Annotated in this window: 30 protein-coding genes; 6 read left to right on the top strand and 24 right to left on the bottom strand. The window is 44.8% G+C overall.

Annotated features, from left to right (window positions below):
* Positions 1-5 precede the first annotated feature (5 nt).
* The 23 genes from Q0976_RS16345 to Q0976_RS16235 form a co-directional block, all read right to left on the bottom strand.
* Positions 6-1,610, bottom strand: coding sequence for a terminase family protein (locus tag Q0976_RS16345; protein WP_299494940.1), 1,605 nt, complete (start codon positions 1,608-1,610; stop codon positions 6-8).
* Positions 1,603-1,956: a hypothetical protein gene (locus tag Q0976_RS16340; protein ID WP_299494939.1), complete on the bottom strand. Its 354-nt coding sequence runs from the start codon at positions 1,954-1,956 to the stop codon at positions 1,603-1,605. The genes Q0976_RS16345 and Q0976_RS16340 overlap by 8 nt, the downstream gene beginning before the upstream one ends.
* A gap of 64 nt (positions 1,957-2,020) precedes the next feature.
* Positions 2,021-2,605, bottom strand: coding sequence for a DUF3486 family protein (locus tag Q0976_RS16335; protein WP_299494938.1), 585 nt, complete (start codon positions 2,603-2,605; stop codon positions 2,021-2,023).
* Positions 2,606-2,799: 194 nt separating this feature from the next.
* Positions 2,800-3,093, bottom strand: coding sequence for an ArsR family transcriptional regulator (locus Q0976_RS16330; protein WP_299494937.1), 294 nt, complete (start codon positions 3,091-3,093; stop codon positions 2,800-2,802).
* Entirely contained in the window at positions 3,071-3,433 is a 363-nt protein-coding gene (locus tag Q0976_RS16325) for a DUF2730 family protein (RefSeq protein ID WP_299494936.1), read from the bottom strand. The genes Q0976_RS16330 and Q0976_RS16325 overlap by 23 nt, the downstream gene beginning before the upstream one ends.
* A 54-nt stretch (positions 3,434-3,487) precedes the next feature.
* Positions 3,488-4,039 carry a hypothetical protein gene (locus tag Q0976_RS16320; RefSeq protein ID WP_299494935.1) on the bottom strand — a complete coding sequence of 184 codons (552 nt, stop codon included), beginning with the start codon at positions 4,037-4,039 and terminating at the stop codon, positions 3,488-3,490.
* 20 nt (positions 4,040-4,059) lie between these two features.
* Positions 4,060-4,308 carry a hypothetical protein gene (locus Q0976_RS16315; RefSeq protein ID WP_299494934.1) on the bottom strand — a complete coding sequence of 83 codons (249 nt, stop codon included), beginning with the start codon at positions 4,306-4,308 and terminating at the stop codon, positions 4,060-4,062.
* Positions 4,309-4,316: 8 nt separating this feature from the next.
* Positions 4,317-4,838 carry a lysozyme gene (locus Q0976_RS16310; RefSeq protein ID WP_299494933.1) on the bottom strand — a complete coding sequence of 174 codons (522 nt, stop codon included), beginning with the start codon at positions 4,836-4,838 and terminating at the stop codon, positions 4,317-4,319.
* A gap of 204 nt (positions 4,839-5,042) precedes the next feature.
* Positions 5,043-5,357: a hypothetical protein gene (locus tag Q0976_RS16305; protein ID WP_299494932.1), complete on the bottom strand. Its 315-nt coding sequence runs from the start codon at positions 5,355-5,357 to the stop codon at positions 5,043-5,045.
* A 23-nt stretch (positions 5,358-5,380) separates the two neighbouring features.
* Positions 5,381-5,806 carry a hypothetical protein gene (locus Q0976_RS16300; protein ID WP_299494931.1) on the bottom strand — a complete coding sequence of 142 codons (426 nt, stop codon included), beginning with the start codon at positions 5,804-5,806 and terminating at the stop codon, positions 5,381-5,383.
* A gap of 112 nt (positions 5,807-5,918) precedes the next feature.
* Positions 5,919-6,362 carry a Mor transcription activator family protein gene (locus Q0976_RS16295; protein ID WP_299494930.1) on the bottom strand — a complete coding sequence of 148 codons (444 nt, stop codon included), beginning with the start codon at positions 6,360-6,362 and terminating at the stop codon, positions 5,919-5,921.
* The gene (locus Q0976_RS16290; protein WP_299494929.1) at positions 6,349-6,867 is read right to left on the bottom strand and encodes a hypothetical protein; all 519 of its coding nucleotides are present in this window, start codon (positions 6,865-6,867) and stop codon (positions 6,349-6,351) included. The genes Q0976_RS16295 and Q0976_RS16290 overlap by 14 nt, the downstream gene beginning before the upstream one ends.
* Complete coding sequence (locus Q0976_RS16285; protein WP_299494928.1) at positions 6,864-7,493, bottom strand: regulatory protein GemA; 630 nt, start codon at positions 7,491-7,493, stop codon at positions 6,864-6,866. Before Q0976_RS16285 ends, Q0976_RS16290 begins: the two co-directional genes overlap by 4 nt.
* On the bottom strand, positions 7,493-7,726 hold the full coding sequence (locus Q0976_RS16280) for a hypothetical protein (RefSeq protein ID WP_299494927.1): 234 nt from the start codon (positions 7,724-7,726) through the stop codon (positions 7,493-7,495). The genes Q0976_RS16285 and Q0976_RS16280 overlap by 1 nt, the downstream gene beginning before the upstream one ends.
* Positions 7,719-8,216, bottom strand: coding sequence for a hypothetical protein (locus Q0976_RS16275; protein ID WP_299494926.1), 498 nt, complete (start codon positions 8,214-8,216; stop codon positions 7,719-7,721). Before Q0976_RS16275 ends, Q0976_RS16280 begins: the two co-directional genes overlap by 8 nt.
* A gap of 11 nt (positions 8,217-8,227) precedes the next feature.
* The gene (locus Q0976_RS16270) at positions 8,228-8,866 is read right to left on the bottom strand and encodes a DUF3164 family protein (protein ID WP_299494925.1); all 639 of its coding nucleotides are present in this window, start codon (positions 8,864-8,866) and stop codon (positions 8,228-8,230) included.
* A 39-nt stretch (positions 8,867-8,905) separates the two neighbouring features.
* Positions 8,906-9,148, bottom strand: coding sequence for a hypothetical protein (locus tag Q0976_RS16265; RefSeq protein WP_299494924.1), 243 nt, complete (start codon positions 9,146-9,148; stop codon positions 8,906-8,908).
* Positions 9,148-9,366: a hypothetical protein gene (locus Q0976_RS16260; RefSeq protein ID WP_299494923.1), complete on the bottom strand. Its 219-nt coding sequence runs from the start codon at positions 9,364-9,366 to the stop codon at positions 9,148-9,150. Before Q0976_RS16260 ends, Q0976_RS16265 begins: the two co-directional genes overlap by 1 nt.
* Entirely contained in the window at positions 9,356-9,889 is a 534-nt protein-coding gene (locus Q0976_RS16255) for a helix-turn-helix transcriptional regulator (protein ID WP_299494922.1), read from the bottom strand. Before Q0976_RS16255 ends, Q0976_RS16260 begins: the two co-directional genes overlap by 11 nt.
* The gene (locus tag Q0976_RS16250) at positions 9,886-10,350 is read right to left on the bottom strand and encodes a hypothetical protein (protein ID WP_299494921.1); all 465 of its coding nucleotides are present in this window, start codon (positions 10,348-10,350) and stop codon (positions 9,886-9,888) included. Before Q0976_RS16250 ends, Q0976_RS16255 begins: the two co-directional genes overlap by 4 nt.
* Positions 10,351-10,379: 29 nt before the next feature.
* Complete coding sequence (locus Q0976_RS16245; RefSeq protein ID WP_299494920.1) at positions 10,380-11,120, bottom strand: ATP-binding protein; 741 nt, start codon at positions 11,118-11,120, stop codon at positions 10,380-10,382.
* A 57-nt stretch (positions 11,121-11,177) separates the two neighbouring features.
* Positions 11,178-13,403, bottom strand: a complete 2,226-nt coding sequence (locus Q0976_RS16240; RefSeq protein WP_299494919.1) for a DNA-binding protein — start codon at positions 13,401-13,403, stop codon at positions 11,178-11,180.
* Entirely contained in the window at positions 13,393-13,623 is a 231-nt protein-coding gene (locus Q0976_RS16235) for a hypothetical protein (protein ID WP_299494918.1), read from the bottom strand. The genes Q0976_RS16240 and Q0976_RS16235 overlap by 11 nt, the downstream gene beginning before the upstream one ends.
* Positions 13,624-13,801: 178 nt before the next feature.
* Between Q0976_RS16235 and Q0976_RS16230 the strand changes: the two genes are divergently transcribed.
* Positions 13,802-14,497 (top strand): S24 family peptidase, encoded by a 696-nt coding sequence (locus tag Q0976_RS16230; RefSeq protein ID WP_299494917.1) that lies wholly within the window; start codon positions 13,802-13,804, stop codon positions 14,495-14,497.
* A gap of 23 nt (positions 14,498-14,520) precedes the next feature.
* Here the strand turns inward: Q0976_RS16230 and Q0976_RS16225 are convergent, their stop codons facing one another.
* Positions 14,521-15,084: a hypothetical protein gene (locus tag Q0976_RS16225; RefSeq protein WP_299494916.1), complete on the bottom strand. Its 564-nt coding sequence runs from the start codon at positions 15,082-15,084 to the stop codon at positions 14,521-14,523.
* A gap of 1,131 nt (positions 15,085-16,215) precedes the next feature.
* On the opposite strand from Q0976_RS16225, the gene Q0976_RS16220 reads away from it, so the two are divergent.
* From Q0976_RS16220 to Q0976_RS16200, 5 genes are all read left to right on the top strand, one after another.
* A complete protein-coding gene (locus Q0976_RS16220; protein ID WP_299494915.1) occupies positions 16,216-17,220 on the top strand; it encodes an ABC transporter substrate-binding protein in 1,005 nt (334 codons plus the stop codon).
* A 98-nt stretch (positions 17,221-17,318) separates the two neighbouring features.
* Positions 17,319-18,218: a proline/glycine betaine ABC transporter permease gene (locus Q0976_RS16215; RefSeq protein WP_299494914.1), complete on the top strand. Its 900-nt coding sequence runs from the start codon at positions 17,319-17,321 to the stop codon at positions 18,216-18,218.
* A 52-nt stretch (positions 18,219-18,270) separates the two neighbouring features.
* On the top strand, positions 18,271-19,509 hold the full coding sequence (locus tag Q0976_RS16210) for a glycine betaine/L-proline ABC transporter ATP-binding protein (protein WP_299495006.1): 1,239 nt from the start codon (positions 18,271-18,273) through the stop codon (positions 19,507-19,509).
* A 61-nt stretch (positions 19,510-19,570) separates the two neighbouring features.
* A complete protein-coding gene (locus tag Q0976_RS16205) occupies positions 19,571-20,788 on the top strand; it encodes a carbohydrate porin (protein WP_299494913.1) in 1,218 nt (405 codons plus the stop codon).
* A 311-nt stretch (positions 20,789-21,099) separates the two neighbouring features.
* The gene (locus Q0976_RS16200; protein WP_299494912.1) at positions 21,100-21,342 is read left to right on the top strand and encodes a hypothetical protein; all 243 of its coding nucleotides are present in this window, start codon (positions 21,100-21,102) and stop codon (positions 21,340-21,342) included.
* Positions 21,343-21,660 lie beyond the last annotated feature (318 nt).

Below are 21,660 nucleotides of genomic sequence, written 5' to 3'. Positions count from 1 at the left end.
TCCTTTTACCAGCAGCCTTGGTGATTACTGAGTATGTCGTCTTCTTGTGCCTCATCGTCACGCACTTTAGCGTTGAGATCGCGATGATGACCGTAATGTTGATTTAGGGGAATGGCAGTAAACTCGATGGGGCCACCGTCAAAGCTGGCGGCGTAGATCATTAAAAATAAACTAATGGCCGCATCACCATGGCGCTGTTTCTTTTCTCCGGTGCGCACATCTCCCAAGCAGGGCGTGCCGCGCTGATTAATGGCCAGTGCCCGTAAATCTTGCATGGTGTCATCATCACGGGGCACGGTAATAAGGCCGTCTTCAAAATGGCTCTTAAAGCGCGGCATGTTCTCCCGGTAAAAGCGCTCGGTGAGCATGACGCATTCGATGATTTCTGAGCCGTATCTGTCTTTGGCGTATTCCGCCAGCGATTGACCATTGCCTCTGGCATCCAGCGCCGCGCCGCGAAAACGGGGCAGGCGGTCGAGAATAAAAAACAAAATTTGTTCTTGCTGGCGAAAGGGCATGTTTTTCAGCTCCACTTGCAGCTTCACCGCCACATGCAAGTCGCTGGCAATTTCCCCGATATCAAACACGGTTAAGTCCCCAGTGCGGGCAAAATCTTCCCCTAAGCAGTGGGCCAGCGCAGGATTAAGGCTATTCAAAATGGGGGCGAGCTGCTCGTTACACCAATCGTCAATTTCATCGAAACGCAAATGCTCGGGCCAGTGGCCGAACGCGTCGTCTTTTTTAAGGCGAATAATGGGCACAGGCTGCATGCAAGATTCAATCAGAGCGCGATTGAGATAGGCCCCGCCGCCAGATTTAGGCACGCAGTAATACTCTTCTTGGGCGTCCTCTTTTGAATGGGTGGCTTTAATTAACCCTGCTTTCCAATCATCCTCGGCCTGCTGACTCCACTCTATGCCGCGTATTTGACAGATACGTTTATATAAGCCCTCGGCGCAAGCATCATCTAAGGTGATACGGTGGACGCTATAATCTTTTTTACCCGCGCGGCTATCGTTAATAAGCTCATTAAAGACGTTATCGATGCCATTGTGAGTGCTAATGAGGCGCACCTTAGCGCCCCACATGGTCAGCGCTAACGCGGCTTTTAAAACTTCGGGCAGCTTTTCATGAAACGCCGCCTCATCGATGGTCACATTGCCTTGCATGCCGCGCAGGTTTGAGGGATTCGAGCTGAGGGCTTGAATTTTAAAGCCGCTGGCAAAGTAGATGGTAAAGATGAGAATTTCTTTGCCGTCTTGACCATCATCGATAAAGATGCTTTCTTCAATCTCTCCGGCGGCCTTGTTAAAGACCTTGGCCCACATGGCGGCGGCATCGATAAACTCCCGCGCCATCTCTTTATTTGAACCCACGTAAAAGTGGTTAGTACCCCCTTGACCGCGGGCGGCGCTGGCGCACAATACCGCGTCGGCGGCCTCGGCCCAAGTCAGGCCCGTTCGGCGGGATTTCTCTGCAATTTTGAGTTGCGAATCATCCGCAATCCAGCGCTTTTGATAACCAAGCAGCACCTCTTTTGAGTCAAACACACTCAACTCAATCGCGGACTCAATGGGGGTTTTGGTTTGACCAATAACAACGTCATTCATTAAAGGTACCTTTATTTGTTCCTTTATCTGTTTGGGGTATTAACATATGCTCAACCAACATGGCATTGAGTTGCTCTGGCTCACTACAGGTAATATCATCGAGTAGCTTGACCGCTTGGCCCAATAGCACGCATGAAGCCACTAAAAGCAGAAAAACACTAATGGCAATAAGCGCATAAATCATTGACGGTGAAAACAGGCTAAACAGCACAAAATACCAACTCATATCACAACCCATTCGGCTCATTCGGTAATAACGGCGAACATTGGGCAGGGCCACTAACTCGTCGATCAGCTTAAAATAGGGCGCTTTAACACACTGAGGTAACCATTGCATCCATTGCATCACATACTCCTTATCATTGGTTTAAAGGGTTTAGGGCTTAAGTTCTGGGTTCTGGCTTGAGCGCTTAGGCTATGCCTAAAATCTCGCGTTTCAGTTCGGCCACCGCCTTGGCAGTGAGGCCTTGGGTTTTCGCCACTTTCTCTGCCGTTTTGGCCGCCTCCTCGGCAAAGGCACTGCGTATTTCTTTCTCCCGTTTGTGGCTGGCCATGGCAGCAGATTCGAGACGCTGCACCGCCAGCATGGCATCTTTTATCATGCCCACATCGGCGGCCTCGCCGTCTTCATCTTGATTAAGCAGGGCTTTAAACAACTGAGAGCGGGCCATCTCTAAAATGAGTTTGGTGACTTCCCCTGTAGGCTTATCGCCTAGCTCCGCCGTCCACACTTGAGTGATTTCCCGCATCTCTCGCAAACTCTTGCCTACTGCCTCCATCTTGCTGGCGTAGCGGTTGAGACCAGCGCGGCTGAGCTTTTGGCTGTCGTCGAGTCCCGCAGCACTAATGAGGCCGTTAATTTCATCGAGTAAGTCCACTTGCAGAATCGAGCCATCCCGCAGGCCCGCATCCAAGCGGCGACGAATATCATCGGGCAGTAAATCGACTTTTGAGCGACGACCTCGTGTGGGGGTATGATTCAATTGTTCGCTCATTGGTGCTGTTCATCCTTGTTCGGTACCAATCGGGTGACCGCTAACACTTCACCGCTAGCAGCTTGCTGCTCAAACAGCCGCAGCACATTGAGCAGTAACAGCGAGTTATCAAACATGTTCTTTCTCCTATTGCTTACTTCTAAATAGCCCTGAGGCTCTTAATAACGCTGAGGCTCCTAATAACGCTGAGGCTCCTAAATAGCACTGGGGCGTTTAATGCCCGGCACATGTGCCCGCCCCTCAGCCACATCTTGACCACGGGCACTGAGCTTAGCGACTTGGGTATTACCCACTGTGCTTAGACTGAGTAAGCCTTGCTCTGCTAACCATGCCAATTGTGTGCGCAATGCATCGCGGCTCACATCTAGCCCATAAGCCGTGAGTGAGTCTTGCAAAATCGACTCATTTAAATCAAAGCCCGGCACCTCATGTAACAAGCGCAATATGACTAATCGTTGATGCTCACTAAGAATTTGTTGTATTGCCATTACTTCCTCTTAATTCATTTTCTAATAACAGATCGGTTTTGCGTTCAAGTCGTGAAATACTGGTTTCAATGCCCTTTTGTGATTCGGCTACCGTGGCATTCAGTGCGCTAATGGTATTGTCGAGTCGGCGCACATCTTCAATACTCGGTAAATGCTCTATATCCGTTTCAATGCGGGTAAATTTTTCACTGAGCGCATCAACTTTAATGGTTAATGCCTTATGCTCTTTACGAGTGGAAAAGTTCACCGTGAGCCACGCCACAAAGCCTGCAAACGCGAGCGCAGCAAGGACTGACAGCAACTTAAAGTTATTGTTAAAAAACAGACTGACTTCATCCATGAAATGCCTCATATTCTTGCCCCAAAGTTAATCGAGTTAATCGAGACAACGTGTTCATAGATGTGGCCCTTTAAAACGACTAAAGGCATCGGCAGTGCGTAGGCCCATGTAAGCTAACAGCGGGGTAAACAGGATGCTGGCCAGCTCCCAATTAGCGCCACCGCCTTTATCCAGCACCGCACACAGCTCGGTGATAATGATGTACAACGCGCCGCTGTAACCGCTAAAGCGCGCCATTTTCGGGCGGGTTTGGCGCACATATTCGCCGCTGGCGTTATCGCCATTTTGCACGGTTGCTTGGGTTTGTTGGTGCAAGGTTTCTGTTGATTGCAGGGTTCGGGCCGCTTTGTCGGCCTCAATACGCGCCTTGGCCACCTCCAGCTCTTTAGCGACATTTTGCAGCGTGAGCAAGCTTTCACTGGGCATGGTCTTGAGTGCCTGTTCCAGCTCCATTTGCGGGTGAGTGGTTTTGGTGACGCGCTCGGTCAGCTCCGCCACGCTATTGGCCACAGCGGCGGTGTTATCATCAAACAAACCACCAATGCCTCGAATAAGTGCGGGGCCAGATTGGATCAGAGTGGTGGCAAGAGCGGCGAGTGTTAGCATAATATCTTCCTTTTAATCGTTTAAAGAGCGTGCTGTTTAACACGTTGTTTAGCTTTTAAAATGTGCATACCTGTAACCGCATACCAACCCTTGTTAAAAAAGCTTTGCCGGGTGGCATGATGGCTATATAAAGGCGGCTCAAGGGGCTTGGTTAGCGCTTGCTCTTGAGTGAGAGTTGAGTCAATTTTCGCCAACTCGGCTTGAATACGCGCCTTGAAACCATCACAGCCACACGCACGATAGACACGGTTTTTAATCTCGCCTTTCATCACTCACCTCAGCAGCCGCTGATATCAAGCTTGCCCGTTTGCAAAATGTGCGCATGACGCTGGGCGCGCTTGGGGGTTTGCTTGGCCCAGCGGCTATCAAGTGCATGCTCTGCGGCCATGACATAATCGCCAATGCTGAGGGATGCCAGCATGTTTTTAAACAGGCTCAGTCCTTTGACGCCCAACTGATAGGCCATAGATAACAGCACCACTTGCCGAGGCGAATTTTGCGCCATGAACACACTGGCAAGGCTGGAATAGCTATCTAGTTCATTGAGGCGGTGGATAATGCCGTGTTTAAGCCACTCACGGGCGGCAGGCTCTGGCAGAGTGAATCTAAACTGGGTCAGTGGCTGGTTTTTCTTACCGATACGCTGGCCATAGCCCACTGTGGGGTAGCCCTCAGAGCAGTGATAGGGGCTATCACGAAAGCCCTCTTCGGCGGCGATAAAATCACAGGCGACGTTTAATAGTGACGGAATAGGCGTGTAAGGGTATTGCTGGGCGTGGCGTTGCTCGTCGTAATGCATACAATGACTCAGATGTGGAATGCTGAGTCTATGATGCAAAAATAAGCAGGCGCAATGGATAGGAAAGGTTTCGGGACTCCCTAACACGAGTAAAAGCATTTCGTGTTAGGGAGAAAATGACGCTGGCGCGTCAACGCATAAAACTGGGCTTAAAGCGGGTTTAACTTGGGTTTAAATGCGGTTTAAACCAAAATTAAGCCAAAGTTAAAACACTTTTAAACGCCGTGCCATCGCCACTATGACACGCACAAAAGTCCACCAACACAGGCTTATCAGTAACATGCCTGCGCTGTAAAATAAGATGATTGGATTAAACTGTCTTTCAGTCGTGCCAAGCTCTGACAAATATTCATTGGGTACTTCAACCCAGCCCAATTTGATAAACATGAACACGGCAATCACAATGCCCATCATCGCAGTCAACTGACCTAAGAAGCTAAAACAACCTAATGCAGTAAAACCACGGGTTTGAGATGAAACGGAAGTCTGTTCAGATGAGGTTTGAATGGGTTGTGACATGGGCCGTCCTTGACTTATAAAAATTATTTCATTTTATACTGAATTTTACTTAATTCGGTTCCTGAATGATTCACATAACACTTTTCTTCTTCAGTACCATCATAACCACCATAACCATTTCTAGCATTGATTTGAAGATATAATACTCTCCTTAAACCAGACTCGTCTTCTATCCACCCAAAATCATGGCCCTCAAGCCTTACTGACTCAGCATCTTTCCATTTTTTATTTTTCTTTAAAAAACTGAAGCAAGTTTGTACTACATCGGTATCAACTTCTGATTTTTCACTATCATCAGACCCACTATCACCAATCAACTTAGCATCCTTACCACAAGGTGATTGACTAAAAGACGTTACGCCATTCTCTGAGCATTGATAGATTGTTGCATGTGAAAAATAGGCAGAAAATAGTGAATATATAAGAATGATATATAGTAAATTTTTCATGTGATAATTCCCTTTATTCAATGACTTTAAAATAAAAGACCAATGTATTATATAAATACATTGGTCTTTATTAATGACTTAATTGTTAAACTTAAAAAGTAGTCTAACAGAATTAAAATAACTTGCGCTGTTTACGGGCGACGAACGCGGCCCGCTGCTCAGCGATAATTTGACTCACGCGGCGCTCGGTCAGGCCATAACTGCGAGACAATAACTCAAGGTTATTACCTCTAAACTCACGCCAGATTTGAATATCACGCAAGGCATCTTTAAGGCGCTCACCGTTGGGAATATACACATCACGGCCCCCTAAGTAAGTGCTTAAACTGGTGGCCAGCGCTTCGCTGAGCATAAGGGCATTAGTGACCTTGTAACCCTCAAGCGTCACTCGCATTAGCTCACACAGGCTTTGCAATGTAGACGGCCAGCGATGAATAAAATCTTTGCGCTCATCCTCGGTCAGGCTTTGCAATACAGCTAAGGTTTGCTCTAACTCCTCTGCGCTACTGGGCATTAACTCCAACTGCTTGTCTTGACTCTCGCTATTCTGACTCATTGGCCCCTCCCGTTGCGTTTTTCGTCTTGAATTGAGCCATGCGCGCCTCAAACTTGGCTTGAGTTTCGGCCAAGCTTTCAGGGCGGCTAAAGCTTTTCACCTCTACTGCGGGTTTTGCGGCGGATTTTGCTGCCGATGGCGCAGGCCCAATGACGCTATCATCGACACTGGATAGCACTTTTTTTAAATAATTGTGATTGGCCAGTGGCGTGGCGGTGCCTGCCACTCTGGCACTGCGAATTTGCATCACGGTATTTTCAAGGCCCACGGTAAGCACGTCCTGATTGGTGTTGATGGCCAAGGCTTCGTGAGTGATTTTTAAAGCGCGGCTAAAGCTTAAATCACTCTTTTGTGGCCTAAATAAGCCCACATACGCCACGACCGCACGAGCTAACCGTCCACCCATTGGGGCCAGTAAGCCCAATAACTCGCTGGCGGCTTGATCATTGACTAGGTTTTCAAGGTGCAATTGACTGTGGCACACAGGGCAACGGCTGAGTTTCATTGCTTAGCCTCCTGAACCATCTGATTAATCTGCTTTTCATTGACAAAATAACGTGTAAGCACCTTGTCATAACCTGTTAGCTCTGTTATGCCAAGCTGCTCAAGCCGAACTTGCATGGCTCTTTTATGCCAACTTTTAAGGCTTTCAAGCACTTTGTAAGCTTGCTTAGGAGTGAGCCACGTCACACTGTCTACGCCCTTGGCAATATCGTTAGTAATATTTAACCGGGCGCTCATGCGGCGCACATAGCTATCGAGTGCGGTTTCGCTGCCATCGCGGACGATATTTTGTTTAAACATGGTGATCCAAATGGCACGGATTTTATTGATTTCAGCCACCTTGGCTTTGCCGCCTTTGGGGCTTAAACGCCCTTTCGCGGTCTGTTTACTGCCTGTCTTTTTACTGGTTTTAAAACCCTTTTGTTTAAAGTGAGTTAGCACTTGCTCTAGCTCGCTCAAGCTCATGGCCCTGAGGGAATCTTTGCCAGCACAGCTTTTCAGCATGGCGCGGTACACATCTTCATCGATATTGAGCTGCTGCTTAGCGATGTTGATCAAAGTGATTAAACGCCGCTTGGCGGGGTTCTTCACTGTCACTTGTGGGGTGGAATGAGACGGTGATTGCATTATTGATATTCCTTATCTGTTCGAGTTTGCCAGCCAAAAGCCGCATGACGGTTTAAATAATCGATGGCCCAAGCGCGGCGGGTGGCTTGCGTTAATTTTTTAGTGCCTTTTGTTTCCCCTAAACCTAAGGTGCAAAAGGCGCTAACATAAGCAATTAAGGCCTCGGCGTAAGGTGTCGAACTGACACCCTCTACTTTGACCTGCGGCTTAGTCTTAACATCGGCCTTAGCCATGACTCGCGCGCTTTTCATGGTTATTTTCAGTATTCTTTTCAGCGCATTGACTTTGATAGCCCATACTCACCAGCTCTAATCCATCAAGCTTGCGGTACTGGCGTTTGATGGGGCCAAACTGAGTGAAATACGGCTCCAACCATTCACGTTTTTTATCGATATTAGGAAACCATTCCTTGGCTCTGCGCTTGCCGATCCCTTTGAGCAATTCGGCTTTTTGCTTGGCGCTGTACAGTGATTTACTGCGCTTACGCCAAACTTGCTGAGCAATCGGGGTTGGCTCATCGGCATGACTCCAGCTGTAATCGATTTTGCCGTCAATAAACACTAAAATGCCTAAGCGATTTTCCGCGATGAATCGTTTCTCTAAGTTGATTTTTGTGCCATTTAATATGAACTCGACGCGGCCATAACTGCCGCTCATCTCATTTTCGATTTGCTGCCACTGGCTAGCTGTGATACTGGCGTTAGTTGAAAGGGTCTTTGCCATGGTAGTGATCCTTACAGTGAGCTGATATCGAGGGGTAACTGCTGGTATTTACCGTTGTTTTTACGCTCATAGAGGCGTAGGTATTCACAAGTGCCCGTTACCTGAATAGCATCGGCAATGGCCTCCATGGCCGTTAACCACTTTGCATCATCAATATTAAGTTGGCGCAGGCTCAGCACTTGATTGACGTTAATTCGGCCTTGTTGATCCACTCTAAAGGCATGATCCACCATGGCCATGAGCCTATCATCGGCCCCACCCGACCATGAATGAATGCACTCATCGATTAGAGTTTTAGCCGTTTGAATACGCTCATCAAACACTCGATGCTCACCAATGGCACGGCGCACCTGATAACGGCCATCAAAAGACGTGAGCACCACATTGCCCTTACTGCCGCCATATTTGACGCCATATTCACTGGCAGAGAGATCAACAAAGTCGGTGATTTGCTGCTGGGCCTGCTGCTTAAAGGCTTGCATGGTTTCACGTAACGCTTGCGCTTGCTGCACGATATCCTGCACCACATCGTCGCGCACTAATTCGATGGCTTTAATTTGACTCTCAGGCACTAAGTGGCCAAGAGCATTCTTTCTAAAGCCACTGGGGGTTTGGGCCTCTTGTGTTGCTTGCTTATCAGTATTGTTCATTGTTTTTCCTTAAACTGTTTCGTTATGGCTTGATGCTAATTAGTGCAGCTGTGGGCGGGGTGGCGCGATATTGTGTGTCGGTGCGGGTTCTTCTTTTGCCCGCGCCAGCATTTCATCGCTTAAGCGCGGGATAATGGTATTGAGCATATCAAGCAATTTTAGCGCCATGGCATCGCTCAGTTCACGCTGGCTCTCATCATTGATCTCAAACGTGGTTTGCCCTTCTAATGCTGGGCCGTCAGTGGTGTACATGGTGTTAATTTCAAGAGTGATTTTGGCCATTAATATTTGCTCCAGCAGACTGTAATGCCGTTAAATTGGGTGGCTAAGCGAGTGCGTAAGCCTTGGCTGTCGCGCTCGGTGATTTCCACTGCGTTATCGATGAAGTCTTGGCTCGGGTGCTCAATGCAGATCACTCTGTCGCTATGACTGCTGAGGACTTTCATGCCCCTAAGCGCTAACGCCGCCACGATGTGAGCGCGTTCTGTTTCAACTGGCATCGGTTTCTCCTTTTGCTGCTCCTTTGGCGAGCAAGCGGTTGTAACGCATCGCAAGGCTTTGAAGCTCAGCTTTTAACAGCTGGACGAATTGCGCAAGGCCGCCATCGTCGCTGCGCACTTGCCGCTCAAGCCTGCCTATAGTGGCCTCGGCCTGATAAGCTGGAGTCATTTGAGCTTGAGGGGCCTTAGCCTCAAAGGGCTTAAAATGCTTATTTACAGGCTGAGACGAATGGGGGCAGCCCCCTCGACACGCTCGGTATAATTTCAACCGCGTTGGATGACTAGTAAGGGTATTACGCTGATATTTATCACACTGGTGTAGCGGAATGTCCCCGATTATCGGGCACTGAACCGTTTTGGCCATGTATGCCCCCTCAACCAGCGCTTGCATGCGGGTTAAGTCACCGGGGTACTTACCGTTAATGAGTTGACTCACTACGGTTTTTGACACCCCTAATTCATCCGCCACCGTCACTTGCCCATGGGTTTTGGCTTGCTCGGCTAAAATTGTTTTCCATGTCATTTCGCGGCTTCCTTATTATTGAAGGGGTAGAACACTTGCTGATTTTGATCGTACACACCGTTATTACGCACTTGGGGCGCTAATCGGCCTGAATTACGTATGAGTCGATAATGGATACACTGGCCGCGAGGCCGCCCTTTACGAGCATTGAGTGGCTTGAGATAACCCGATTTAACCAGCTGCAATAAATACCGATAAATGAGGCCTGACTTAACCGTTGTGGTGGTCATGATTAAGCGTTTATTGGCCTTGGTATGAATGCGCAACACATTCCAGACTTGCTGCCTGTCTGTGTGTAATTGGCTGTTTTGACGAGCAGCTTTAACGACATGTAACTTGTGTTTATTCGCTACTCGCTGCTTGGCTGTGGCTGTAGGCGCTTTTCTATTGGCTGTTAGCGCTTTATCCTTGGCTGTGGGCACCTCACACGCCGAAGCCAATACGTTTACATTGTTTCCCATAAACTAAAATTCCTTTTATTATTATAAAATTAACGCTTTCCTTGGTTCATCCCATGGTTAAGAAACAACTGCCCATCGCCCCAAATTTCTTTATCAATACACGCCTCATCATTGGCTTTTGCGAAACGTTCGATTTTCTCTAATGCGATCAGTATTCGCCGCACCTCCCCACCTGAGCGCACGCGAATGTAATCGAGCAAATCCTCACCCACTGTGATCCCATCTTCTAACAGCTCAGAGGCAAACATATGCACGTCTTCTGCATCGGCAGGCTGAAACTCGACCCACTCAGAGATACGGTTAAACAGCTGCTTACGATGGCTAATGCGCCGGGCAATTTCTTCCATGCCAATTAAGATCACAGGTTGCTCGGTGGCATCGTAAATATCGCGGATGGTTTCCATGGTTTTGGCCTGTCCTACAATGTGATCGGCCTCATCAACAAATAAGGAAATTTGCTGTTCATTCATAATATTGATAATAAAATCAACGGATTTACGCAGCGGGAACAAGGGTTCACTGCCTAGCTCTTTGGTCACACGGGCTAAGAATGAGCTCGGGGTATCAGTGGCATAACAACGCACATAAATGGGTAAGCTACCGCCGCCCGTTAATTGATTGATCATGTACGCCACTGTGGTGGTTTTACCATTTCCCGCAGGGCCGTGAATAAGTCCTAGACCGGGGGTGATCTGACTGCGCCCCAGTAGATTAGAGAACATGTCTTGAGTGCGTAAAACGTTTTTTACTTCTACGGTTTTATATTTCATAATAATCCCTCATGTTGTGAATAAGGCTATGTCTATAGCCCAATGTGATAGGCGGACTCAGCGAACTTGGCGGTGGGCTGAGTCTGCCGATTTTAAAACCCTGTCTAGACGACTTCTCTGTAATACATTGTTTAATCTGTATTGTTTAAGCCACTTCTCCTCTGTTTGAGTTAATGTTCGGTTTAATGAGTCTTTGGTTAAGATCATGGCTTTTTCATGATCTGTGCGTACGATGCGGCTTTCATGTTTGGCCGCCCGCTGCTTACGCTCAGCCATTTCAAGCCGTTGGCGTTCAATGACTGCTAATTCATTGGCACTCACAGGATTTTGCCTGCGCTGGCTGCCAGCCTCTAGCCCTTTGATGCTGGCATTATTGTGTTCTACGGGGCGTTCGATATGACGTAGGCTATCGTTCAGGGCCTTTTTCTGCGCCAGTTCATCGGCGTACAAATTGTTAATGCCAAACTCTTCTTGCAGCTTTTTGGCGGTTTTACGCATGACGGCCAAGTCTTTTTGCGCTTGCTTGCGGCGTTCGCGGTACAACACAGGTGAAATACCGTTATTGACGAGTTCGTGGTTCACCGCTTCAACATAAGTCTCGAACCCTTCAATGGGGTATAAGGTGGCGCGGCCAATATCATTAGGATCAACAAACACTCGCACTTTCTTACGCTGCCAGCTCACCTCCATGAGTTCAGGCGCGGTATATTTAACATTGCCTGCGCGGACTCCGCCCCGCGCCACTGTGCTGGTGCCGATGTAATTGAGTAGGTAATCAAGCACATGCTCATTAGTGATGGCGCGCTTTTTATAGCCACTTTGGGCATACAGCTCAAAAGGCGTTTTTTTGGTTTTATCGTGGGGGACGTGGTTATAATCAAACTCAAGGTAATTATTCAGCGCCTCTTGTAACTGGTGCGGCGTAAGAGCCAAGCCTAATCGCTCCGCCTGCACTTGCTTTTTACCGTCACCGATACGCATGGCAAAGGTGTACATAGCTTCGATTTGCTGACGATCATTCACGCTATGGCCGATATAACCGGGCATTTTTTCCATCAATACACGGCTCATGGTGCCAAAGAAACGCTCGATAAACGGTTTTTCCCAGCCTGAAAACGCCGCTGCCCGTGATTGCTTAAGCTCTAACATCTCAAAAATCGTGGTGGTGCGTTTTGACACATAATCGCTACCATTGTCCGTACGCATAATGGCCCCCTCTTCGGGTATGCCCCATTCCAGCAAGCACTTACGCAGCAACAAACAAATAGCTTCGCTGTGAGAGGCGGGCGATACAATGAGCTGCACCCGGCGGGTATACACATCAATAGCCGCCACAATGCAGTGGCGTTTGAGCTTACCGTCAACATTTAGCTCGACATCGGTAGGCGTAGAATCAAACTCCCAGACCTGATTAGGGCCATCAACCTGCGGGTACATGCTGCTAAATAGCGGACGGTATTTGTCGGTATATTTAGTGGGATTAGTGATATACGCCAGCGCCACCTCATTTTTAGTGGCATACTTCATTAACCAACGCTTAAACGAGCCGATAGACGGAATATCCCAGTTAAACTCAGCGGCCTTTACTAGCGCCATTTCCCGCACTTTTTTGGGTTGATTTAATAGATGGGGCTTAGCTGTGATCAGCGCATTGATAAACTCGTTGAGCCTATGCTGAGTGTCTATTTTGTTGGTGTTAGGACTCTTTCTTTTATCAACCAGTCCCATGATCCCCTCTTTCTTATAAGCCGCTTGCCAGCGGTAAAGAACAGGGCGAGTTACTTTAGAAATAATCGGATAAATTTCAGCTATACTGCTTAACTCATTATGATTAAAAGCATTAATAAATGCCTCAATCCCTAGTTTTTTATTTCCTGCGGCTTCATAAGGTATTAAATAAGAAGCTAAAGCCTGTACTATTTGTTCCTTAGCCTTGGCCTTGTTTTGCTGTTCCTCAGATAACCCCATAAAGCGCTGCATAGACGTAGTTTTAACCGCAACAGCTACTTTTCTTTTTCTCTCCTGTATTGCCACGTCTTTTTGTACGCAAACACCAACTGATACATTTGTTTTAAAATTGATAATTGAAGTACAATTAACACTCATAAATGCTTGAGTTTCAGCTGGTAGTGATTCAATATTATATTCTTTACCACCACCTTTACCCTGCCGTTGTCTACTTTCCCAACTTTCTTTCGATGCTTTATAACGCACCCCCTGCACTGTATTGGGCATATGTGGTTTACCCAATAATTCGCTCGGGGTAAACCATTTATGATTCATTGCTTTTACCCAACAAATCAAAATTGATAGTTTTACTTAAATCTTCAATGATTTGACGTGATAATGGACGTTTAGGTTTTCGCTTTTTAGAAGGCGCAAAGGTCTGAATAATATCGAGTACAGTCCTTGGGTGGTATCCATGTTCTATTGACCATTTTCGACTATTTGAGCCTTGCGCCCTAAGAGCTGCATGAATGTGATCTGGATCATGTATTTTCATTTTACTATTCCATGTTAATATATGTAACTTACGCAATGCGCAACTAACCATTTGCGCGTCTTATTAGAAAGATTACGATCTTATTAGGCGGATTTCAAGTTTTGACTGAAATTATTTACCCTAAAAAGACGACACAAAGTTAAGCGCTTGATAACAAAGTAAATAGGCAATCAGAAAAGTGAATAAAAAAACTGGAAAGCAGATATCGACGTCACAAAAAGAAGTCGAAAACTTCAATTTGCGTCTAAAAGAACTGATAGGCGCTCAAAGTATCAGCTCTTTTGGTCAATTAATTGATGCATCTGAGGGCGGTATCAGAAAGTGGCTGAATAACACATCTAAGCCATCTTTTGACAAAGTGGTTAGAATTGCAGATGAATGTAAAGTAAATCTTGAATGGCTCGCAACGGGAAAAGGTGCAAAAGACATTAGTAACAAAGAATTAATAAACTGTGATGAATATGCATATATTCCTGTCTACAACGTAACAGTCAGCACTGGTCATGGCATTACCAACAAAACTGAAACCATTAAACGCTATCTGGCCTTTAGAAAACGTTGGCTCCAATTTAGAAATCTAAACCCCTCTGAACTTGCTGTTGTTTACGCAAGCGGCGATTCTATGGAACCCACAATACATTCTAATAACTCTCTGTTAGTTGATACGAGTCAAACATCATTAAAAGATGGGTGTATCTACGTTCTAAGAATAAGCGATGATCTTTTTGCCAAACGCCTGCAAAAAGGTATTGATGGCTCTGTTATCTTAATCAGTGACAATAAAGAATATGAAACACAACGTATTGAAAAAAATAGAATAGAATTATTAAACATCATTGGAAAAGTGGTTTGGATGGGGAAAGATCTAAATTAGATATGACGCCAACTTGGATGGCATTAGATTTTAAACTCAAATAAGGTATTAATATTTTGATCATACATACCGACCTCTCTACGGAAAATCGGCGCTTTTCTGCCCGTATCAAAAGCAGGTTTTAAACGAAAATAGTCACGCTGCCCGCACCTTTTACTATTACTAACTGTTTTATCTAATTTTTTCCTTATCAAGTAGCCAGCTTTCTCTAAATGTCGCAAGTAAGCATTAATGCTTTTAATCGATGCCAATGTGGTTAATTCAATTTGTAAATTCGTAAAATGCCGATGTACACGAACCGCATTCCAAATGGTTTGCTGGCCCGGGGCTAATTGATTCGAGGTTTGATTATAATTGCCTTTCCCCACTCTAGCCTTTGACGTATCAACTACACGATACACATAGGGCCGTCGATACCAGCCTAAGCCGTCAATTATCGCCACAGCGTCTTGCTTAACAAGTTTATTGATAAAAGTACGGCATTGCTCCAAGGGCATAGTGGAGTCATTAGCAATCTCAGAGACTTCAAATGAATCTCTATCGAGCATCAAACTCCATGCGATTTGAGTTTTAGATAATTCAGACATTATGTTAACACCTCTATACTAAGAGTATAAATTATGAACATCATCATCTATAATCGCAACAACCTCTGAAATGAAATAAATCTCATTTCATCCGATCTCAATATGGTGAGGAAAATAACCTGTCTCATTTCATCCGATCTCAACAAAAGAGATAAAATTTCAATCTTCCTAGCTTCAAACCCGCATCAACACTGAAAAATCCCAGCAAATTTCATCTAATCTCACTTATTCTCGGTTTCTCATATCATGTGATCGGTTACATTTTCACCACAAGACAACCATTGATGACAAGGTCGTTAATGGTGCCTGCTCTAACAGACATTCCACCATCTGATGTTTACGGATGAATAAATGTCGTGCTCACAGGAATGTGAATGAACGACCTTGAGGTCTTATATCAAAAGTCACTCTCGCAGTGTAGCGTGGTTTGAAACCCGCACAGGTGAGTCTCTCAGGCATTCCACTTCTATGTTGCATCACTTCACAAAGATATAACCATTCTTTCATTCATGCGCCTTGAATTGAAACGCCTCAGTGGCTCTGAACTGATCATTTACTTACCTAGGTTGGTATGAATCCTCCTAGAAGAATTTGTCATCTAAAAGAAAGGCAATGGCATAATGATATAGCGATATTTATCATTTAATCACCTTTGGCGTTTGGAACAAATAAAGAACATATTAGAGAACTAAGTCTTCAATCCAGTCAATGCATTTCCAAAGCGACATAACAGGTAAATCAAACAATACATGCCCTAGCCAAACAAGCACTCTATTAACATAAAGTCGCCAGCCTTTCAAAACACGACCCTCCATTCCCTCTTCACACATTAACAGGCTATTTACACATCATTATTAGTTAGAGTACTAATTGTTTAAATTAAGGCTCTAATCATTTTCATTAGAGCCTAATTATATGAAATTATGTTTTCAGATTAAAAAACTGTTAAAAAACATTGTTCCGTGTTAGTTTACGCCATCGAATTTTTACACAATCCTCATTTTCAATATAAAAAAGAAGAATAAAATAGCCAACTAAAAACACCACAGAGTCACACTTAGTTTCAACTCTAATTATTGTTGAATCAAAAGCGGTTGGCCAACTGACTCTCACCTCTATTATGGAGCTCTTATGAAAAGTATCATTTTGATTAGCGGATTGCTGCTAAGTACCGCAACATCCCCTGCTTTTGCCGATGAACAGTGCGGTAGAGTTACTATCGCAGATATGAATTGGAGCTCAGCGTCTTTAATTGCCAATGTTGATCGCTTCATTTTAGAGGAAGGTTATGGCTGTGATGCACAATTAATTTCAGGTGATACGATGCCAACAGCCACTTCTATGGTTGAAAAAGGTGAGCCTGATATTGCCCCTGAACTTTGGAGTAATAATGTTCAGGAGCTTATTGATCGTGGCCTCAAAGAAAAACGTTTGGCCATTGCAGGTAAATCACTCTCAGATGGCGGTGAAGAAGGTTTTTGGGTTCCTCAATATATGGTTGATAAAGATCCTAGCCTCAAAACCATTAAAGGCATCATGGCTAACGTCAAACTTTTTGAAAACCATGAAGATCCTGACCGTGGTGCATTTTACGGCTGCCCGGCTGGTTGGGCATGTCAAATCACCACAGAGAATTTATATCGAGCGCTGAAACTCAATGAGGCTGGGTTTGACCTTGTCGATCCGGGATCGGGAGCAGGCTTGGCCGGCTCTATTGCACGAGCTTATGAGCATAGAGAGCCTTGGTTTGGGTATTATTGGGCACCCACCGCCATATTAGGTCAATACAAAATGGTTAAAATTGATTTTGGCAGTGGGATCAATGTAGAAGAATACCAAGACTGCATTTCAAAACCTGACTGTAAGGATCCTAAAGTCACCATGTACCCCCCTTCACTCGTACAGACCGTCACGACCAGTGATTTTGCAAAACAATCGCCTCAAGCTTTCAGCTATCTATCAAAACGCTCCATGACCAACACGCAAATGAACAATTTGCTCGCTTGGATGGGAGACAATCAAGCCGACGGTAAAACGGCTGCTGAAAACTTTTTAATCGAACATGAAGAGGTTTGGTCTCAGTGGTTACCCGCTAATATAGCCGCCAAAGTCAAAACTGCCGTAAAAAAACTATAAACAATAAGATAAAACATGAGGCCAATTGGGCCTCATGATTTTTAATGCAATACATTTAATTCAATTACCCCCCTATAAAAACAACAATAGAGGTAACAATGGCTGATTTTTCTTGGCTTGATACATTTCCCAAAATGGGCCGCGACAGCTTATTGGCAATACGTAAATATTTAGACAGTAGCTTTCGCGATTTTTCACGTGAATATGGTGATGCCATTGAATCTTTTTTCGATCCCCTACTGAGTTTTCTCATTTGGTTTGAAAAGCTATTAGTCGAGTCACCTTGGTGGGCGGTATTACTCTGCATTACGGCATTTGTCTATCTCACAGGCCGTTCATGGAAACTGGCCCTAGGTGTCGTGGTGTCATTTCTCCTTATCGGTTATTTCGGTATGTGGGAAAATACGATGCGCACCTTAAGCATTATTACCGTTTGTACCCTTATTGCCATTGCCTTAGGCGTGCCCATTGGTATTCTAATGGCCCGCAGTAATCGCACTCAAACCATTGTCACCCCCATTTTAGATGTGATGCAAACCATGCCCGCCTTTGTCTACTTAATTCCCGTGGTCATGCTACTAGGTATTGGCAAGGTACCCGGAGTCATTGCCGTGGTGGTATATGCTATCCCTCCCGTTATAAGATTGACCAACCTTGGGATCCGCCTTGTCGATAAAGAAGTCCTTGAAGCAGCAACAGCCTATGGGGCAAATCCAATACAACGCTTGATGGGTGTCCAGCTCCCATTAGCCTCTCCCACGATTATGGCGGGGATCAACCAAACCATTATGATGGCATTGGGGATGGTCGTCATCGCTTCCATGATTGGCGTTAAAGGATTAGGTCAACCCGTACTCAAGTCAATCACGAACCAATACTTCACACTAGGCCTTTTCAATGGCTTAGCCATCGTCGCTTTAGCGATTATTTTTGATCGCACTTCTCAGGCCTACGCCAAGCGTTCACAGAAACACATTCAAGGCGCACATCATGACTGAACAATCACAACATTCAGACGCCCAGACTCAGCAAACTTTAAGCCAAACTACAATGAGTCAGCCCCTCATTCAAATTAAAGCACTGTATAAAGTCTTTGGTAAAAAAACCGCTAAAGTGATGCCTATGGTGAAAGAGGGATTATCAAAAGAGGATATCCTCGCAAAAACAAGCCATACCCTCGGCCTCAAAGACATCAATCTTGATATTCACAAAGGTGAAATCTTTGTCATTATGGGGCTTTCAGGCTCAGGAAAATCGACCTTGATCCGCCACTTTAATCGGCTTATCGATCCCACTGAAGGCCAAATATTGGTCGAAGGGGTGGATATAATGCAGTTTAATCATAAAAAATTAGAGCAATTTCGTCGCCATAAAATGGCCATGGTTTTTCAACGCTTTGGTTTAATGCCCCATCGAAACGTACTGGACAATGTCGCCTATGGACTCAGTGTTCAAAAGGTAGACAAAGCCACTCGACATGCCAAAGCCTCCCAGTGGCTCGACACTGTGGGACTGTCTGGATACGAAGCACAATTTCCCGCCCAACTCTCGGGTGGGCAGCAGCAACGGGTCGGGCTTGCCAGAGCCTTGTGCACCGATGCCGAAATCCTGCTTATGGATGAAGCGTTTTCAGCCCTCGATCCTTTGATCCGCAGTGAAATGCAAGATCAACTTATTGAGCTGCAAAAAGAGCTTCATAAAACCATTATTTTTATCACACACGACCTTGATGAAGCCCTGCGCATTGGCGATAGGATTGCCATTCTAAAAGATGGATGTCTAGTACAAGTCGGTGAACCTGTGGATATTCTCATCAACCCTGCAGATGACTATGTTGAAGCCTTTATCAAAGATGTTAACCGGCCTCGAGCACTCACGGTCGAAACGGTCATGAAACCACCCGCCTTTCGCCTTACTGCCGATACCATAGGTGAAGCCCTCAAACAAATGAAGCAAATTCCAGCAAATTATGCTTACTATGTCACCGATGAAGGCTTTCAAGGTGTGGTGTGTCAAAAAGCATTGGAGCATGCGGTAAAAACCGATGAAGATGCACCGATGGAAGACTTCAAAGTAGAAGCAATCACCCCCATATTGCAGGATGCTCAACTAGAAAGCATCATCCCCGCCACCATGGAGTCAAATTTACCCCTCCCAGTTGTCGATGCCGAAGGTGACTTACAAGGCGAACTTTGCCGTACTCACCTCGCCGGTGTGCTCTCGGATTTTTACAATGATGATGAACCCGGTATTGATGGTACTGACGACGACATCAATACAGAAAAATAAAAAAGTCAAAAAATAAATAAAAACACTCAAATTTAATCAGCTGATAAAAAGAAAAGGATAAATGATGATCCGTTACCCTGTTGCGGCTTTTTGCACCGCTCTCACACTATCGACTAATGTCTGTGCCAATACCACAGAGGAAGAAATTAAAGAGCTAAAAGCACGTATCGAGAAACTCGAGTCCGGTAATGAAGAAGTCGATCCAGACAAAGGAAGCTTTGTTGAATTTGGCGGCGCTGCACGCTTTCAATATTCTTATGAAAATTATAACGATGAAAATAAAGATCGGGGTGGAGACATGGATTTTGATTCTTTTCGCCTCGACGTTGATGGCAGTGTCGATGATATGATTTTTTCTGCCCAATACCGCTGGTATCAATATATGAATGTGGTTCATCATGCATGGGTCGGCTATAACTTCGATGAAAACCAACAAGGTAAAATCGGGGTGACTCAAGTGCCTTTTGGTATATTAACTTGGGCCTCAAATAGCTTTTTCTTTAGCTCTAACTTCTATGTTGGACTGGAAGATGATTATGATATAGGGCTCAATTACACTTATAAAAATGATAAAAACCGCTTTGATTTGGCCTTTTTTAAAAATGATGAACTGGGTGGACTCGATGGCTACGTATCAGATCGCACTGACAGCTATTCTTACAATATTGTCGGCGTTCGTTTACCGGGTGAAGGTATTTATGATGCGCCCAGTGCGGGTTATGAAGCAGGTGAAACCAACACCTTCAACTTAAGGTATACTCGCGATTTTACCTTTGATGAAGTGATGTTAGAACTGGGGGGATCATTGCAAGCAGGTCAATTAGCCATCGAAAATGGCAAAGATGGACAAAATATGGCCGGAGCACTCCATGGCGTCATTAACTACGACCGCTGGAATATTAAGCTGCAATTCACTGAATATAAGTTCGATGTTGATGGCATGGATACAGAGCGAATGATCGTCGCGGCCTATGGCTTCTATGATACTATCGCAGCAGAAGCCACCAGCTATATGGCCAATATCGCCTACAGTCTACCGGTGGATATCGGCCCTATCTCTAATCTCACTTTTTACAATGATTACTCGCTGGTGACAAATAAGTCTGCCGATCTGGATGATACCTTTATGAACGTTACTGGCGTCGCCATTACTTCCGGTGGCCTATACACGTATGTTGACTTTGTTGTAGCCGAGAACCAACCTTTTGTTGGCGGTTCAATGGCCGGAGATGGCGGCGTTAATCAACGCGTCAATATTAACTTTGGCTATTATTTTTAATCATTGATCCAAGTATTAGCCAAACATGACTCACAAGGCTGATCTCAAGATTAATCATAAATGGGCATCGACCGTTACATACAATTCGATGCCCTTTTTATTAAGCTCACCAAATAAAAAATCGTAGGGGGTGGATTGGAAACATTTCAGGAGAACACTTAAAAAAGAGCTGGCACTAACTCATCAACAAGATAACATTAATCTAAAATGTAATTTTATCGAATTTAAATTTTCATATTGAAGATATCAAAACTAAAATCTATTGTTAATACTGACACTAATATTATCAATCAACAGAGTAGTCCCAATAAATGGAATACCATAAAAATACGTATAAGAATATTACTTACACTATCACACCTTCAGAATCAAAAGATGGCTATATTGTAAGTTACAGCCTTCAATATACAAGAAATGGGAGCACATATAATCCACCCTATATTTATTTAAAAAACCAAGGTACAACGTCGGATGCCCTATTTAATACAGAGCAAGAAGCCATTTTAGCAGCAGAGCAACATATTAGATTAAAAATCGATAAAGGAGAAATTTAGTTCTTCTACATTCTCACTCTAATAGGAAAATTACCTTACCTTTTTTAGATTTCCTCGTTTTAGTGTGATTATTGACGCTTTAAATTGTTTTGAATTTACTCTTAAGAATTTCATTGGTTTTTTCTAACTCTGTTTTCCATAAGTTATTTTCACCTTTAATTCCTAATTCTTCACGGACTAAATTAATACACTCCATTCTAAATATATTAAACTCCGGTAAATAAACATCCGCTAATTCTGCTAAGTGCTTAACTAAAAGTTATCGTATATTTTGATGGGTAATTATCCATGATGCTTTTTACACTCTTTTTAAGCGCA

It is taken from the genome of uncultured Shewanella sp. (assembly GCF_947501665.1).
Taxonomy (GTDB): domain Bacteria; phylum Pseudomonadota; class Gammaproteobacteria; order Enterobacterales; family Shewanellaceae; genus Shewanella.
Note: the sequence above shows the minus strand (reverse complement) of the source record. Positions and strands in the feature narration are given on the sequence as shown.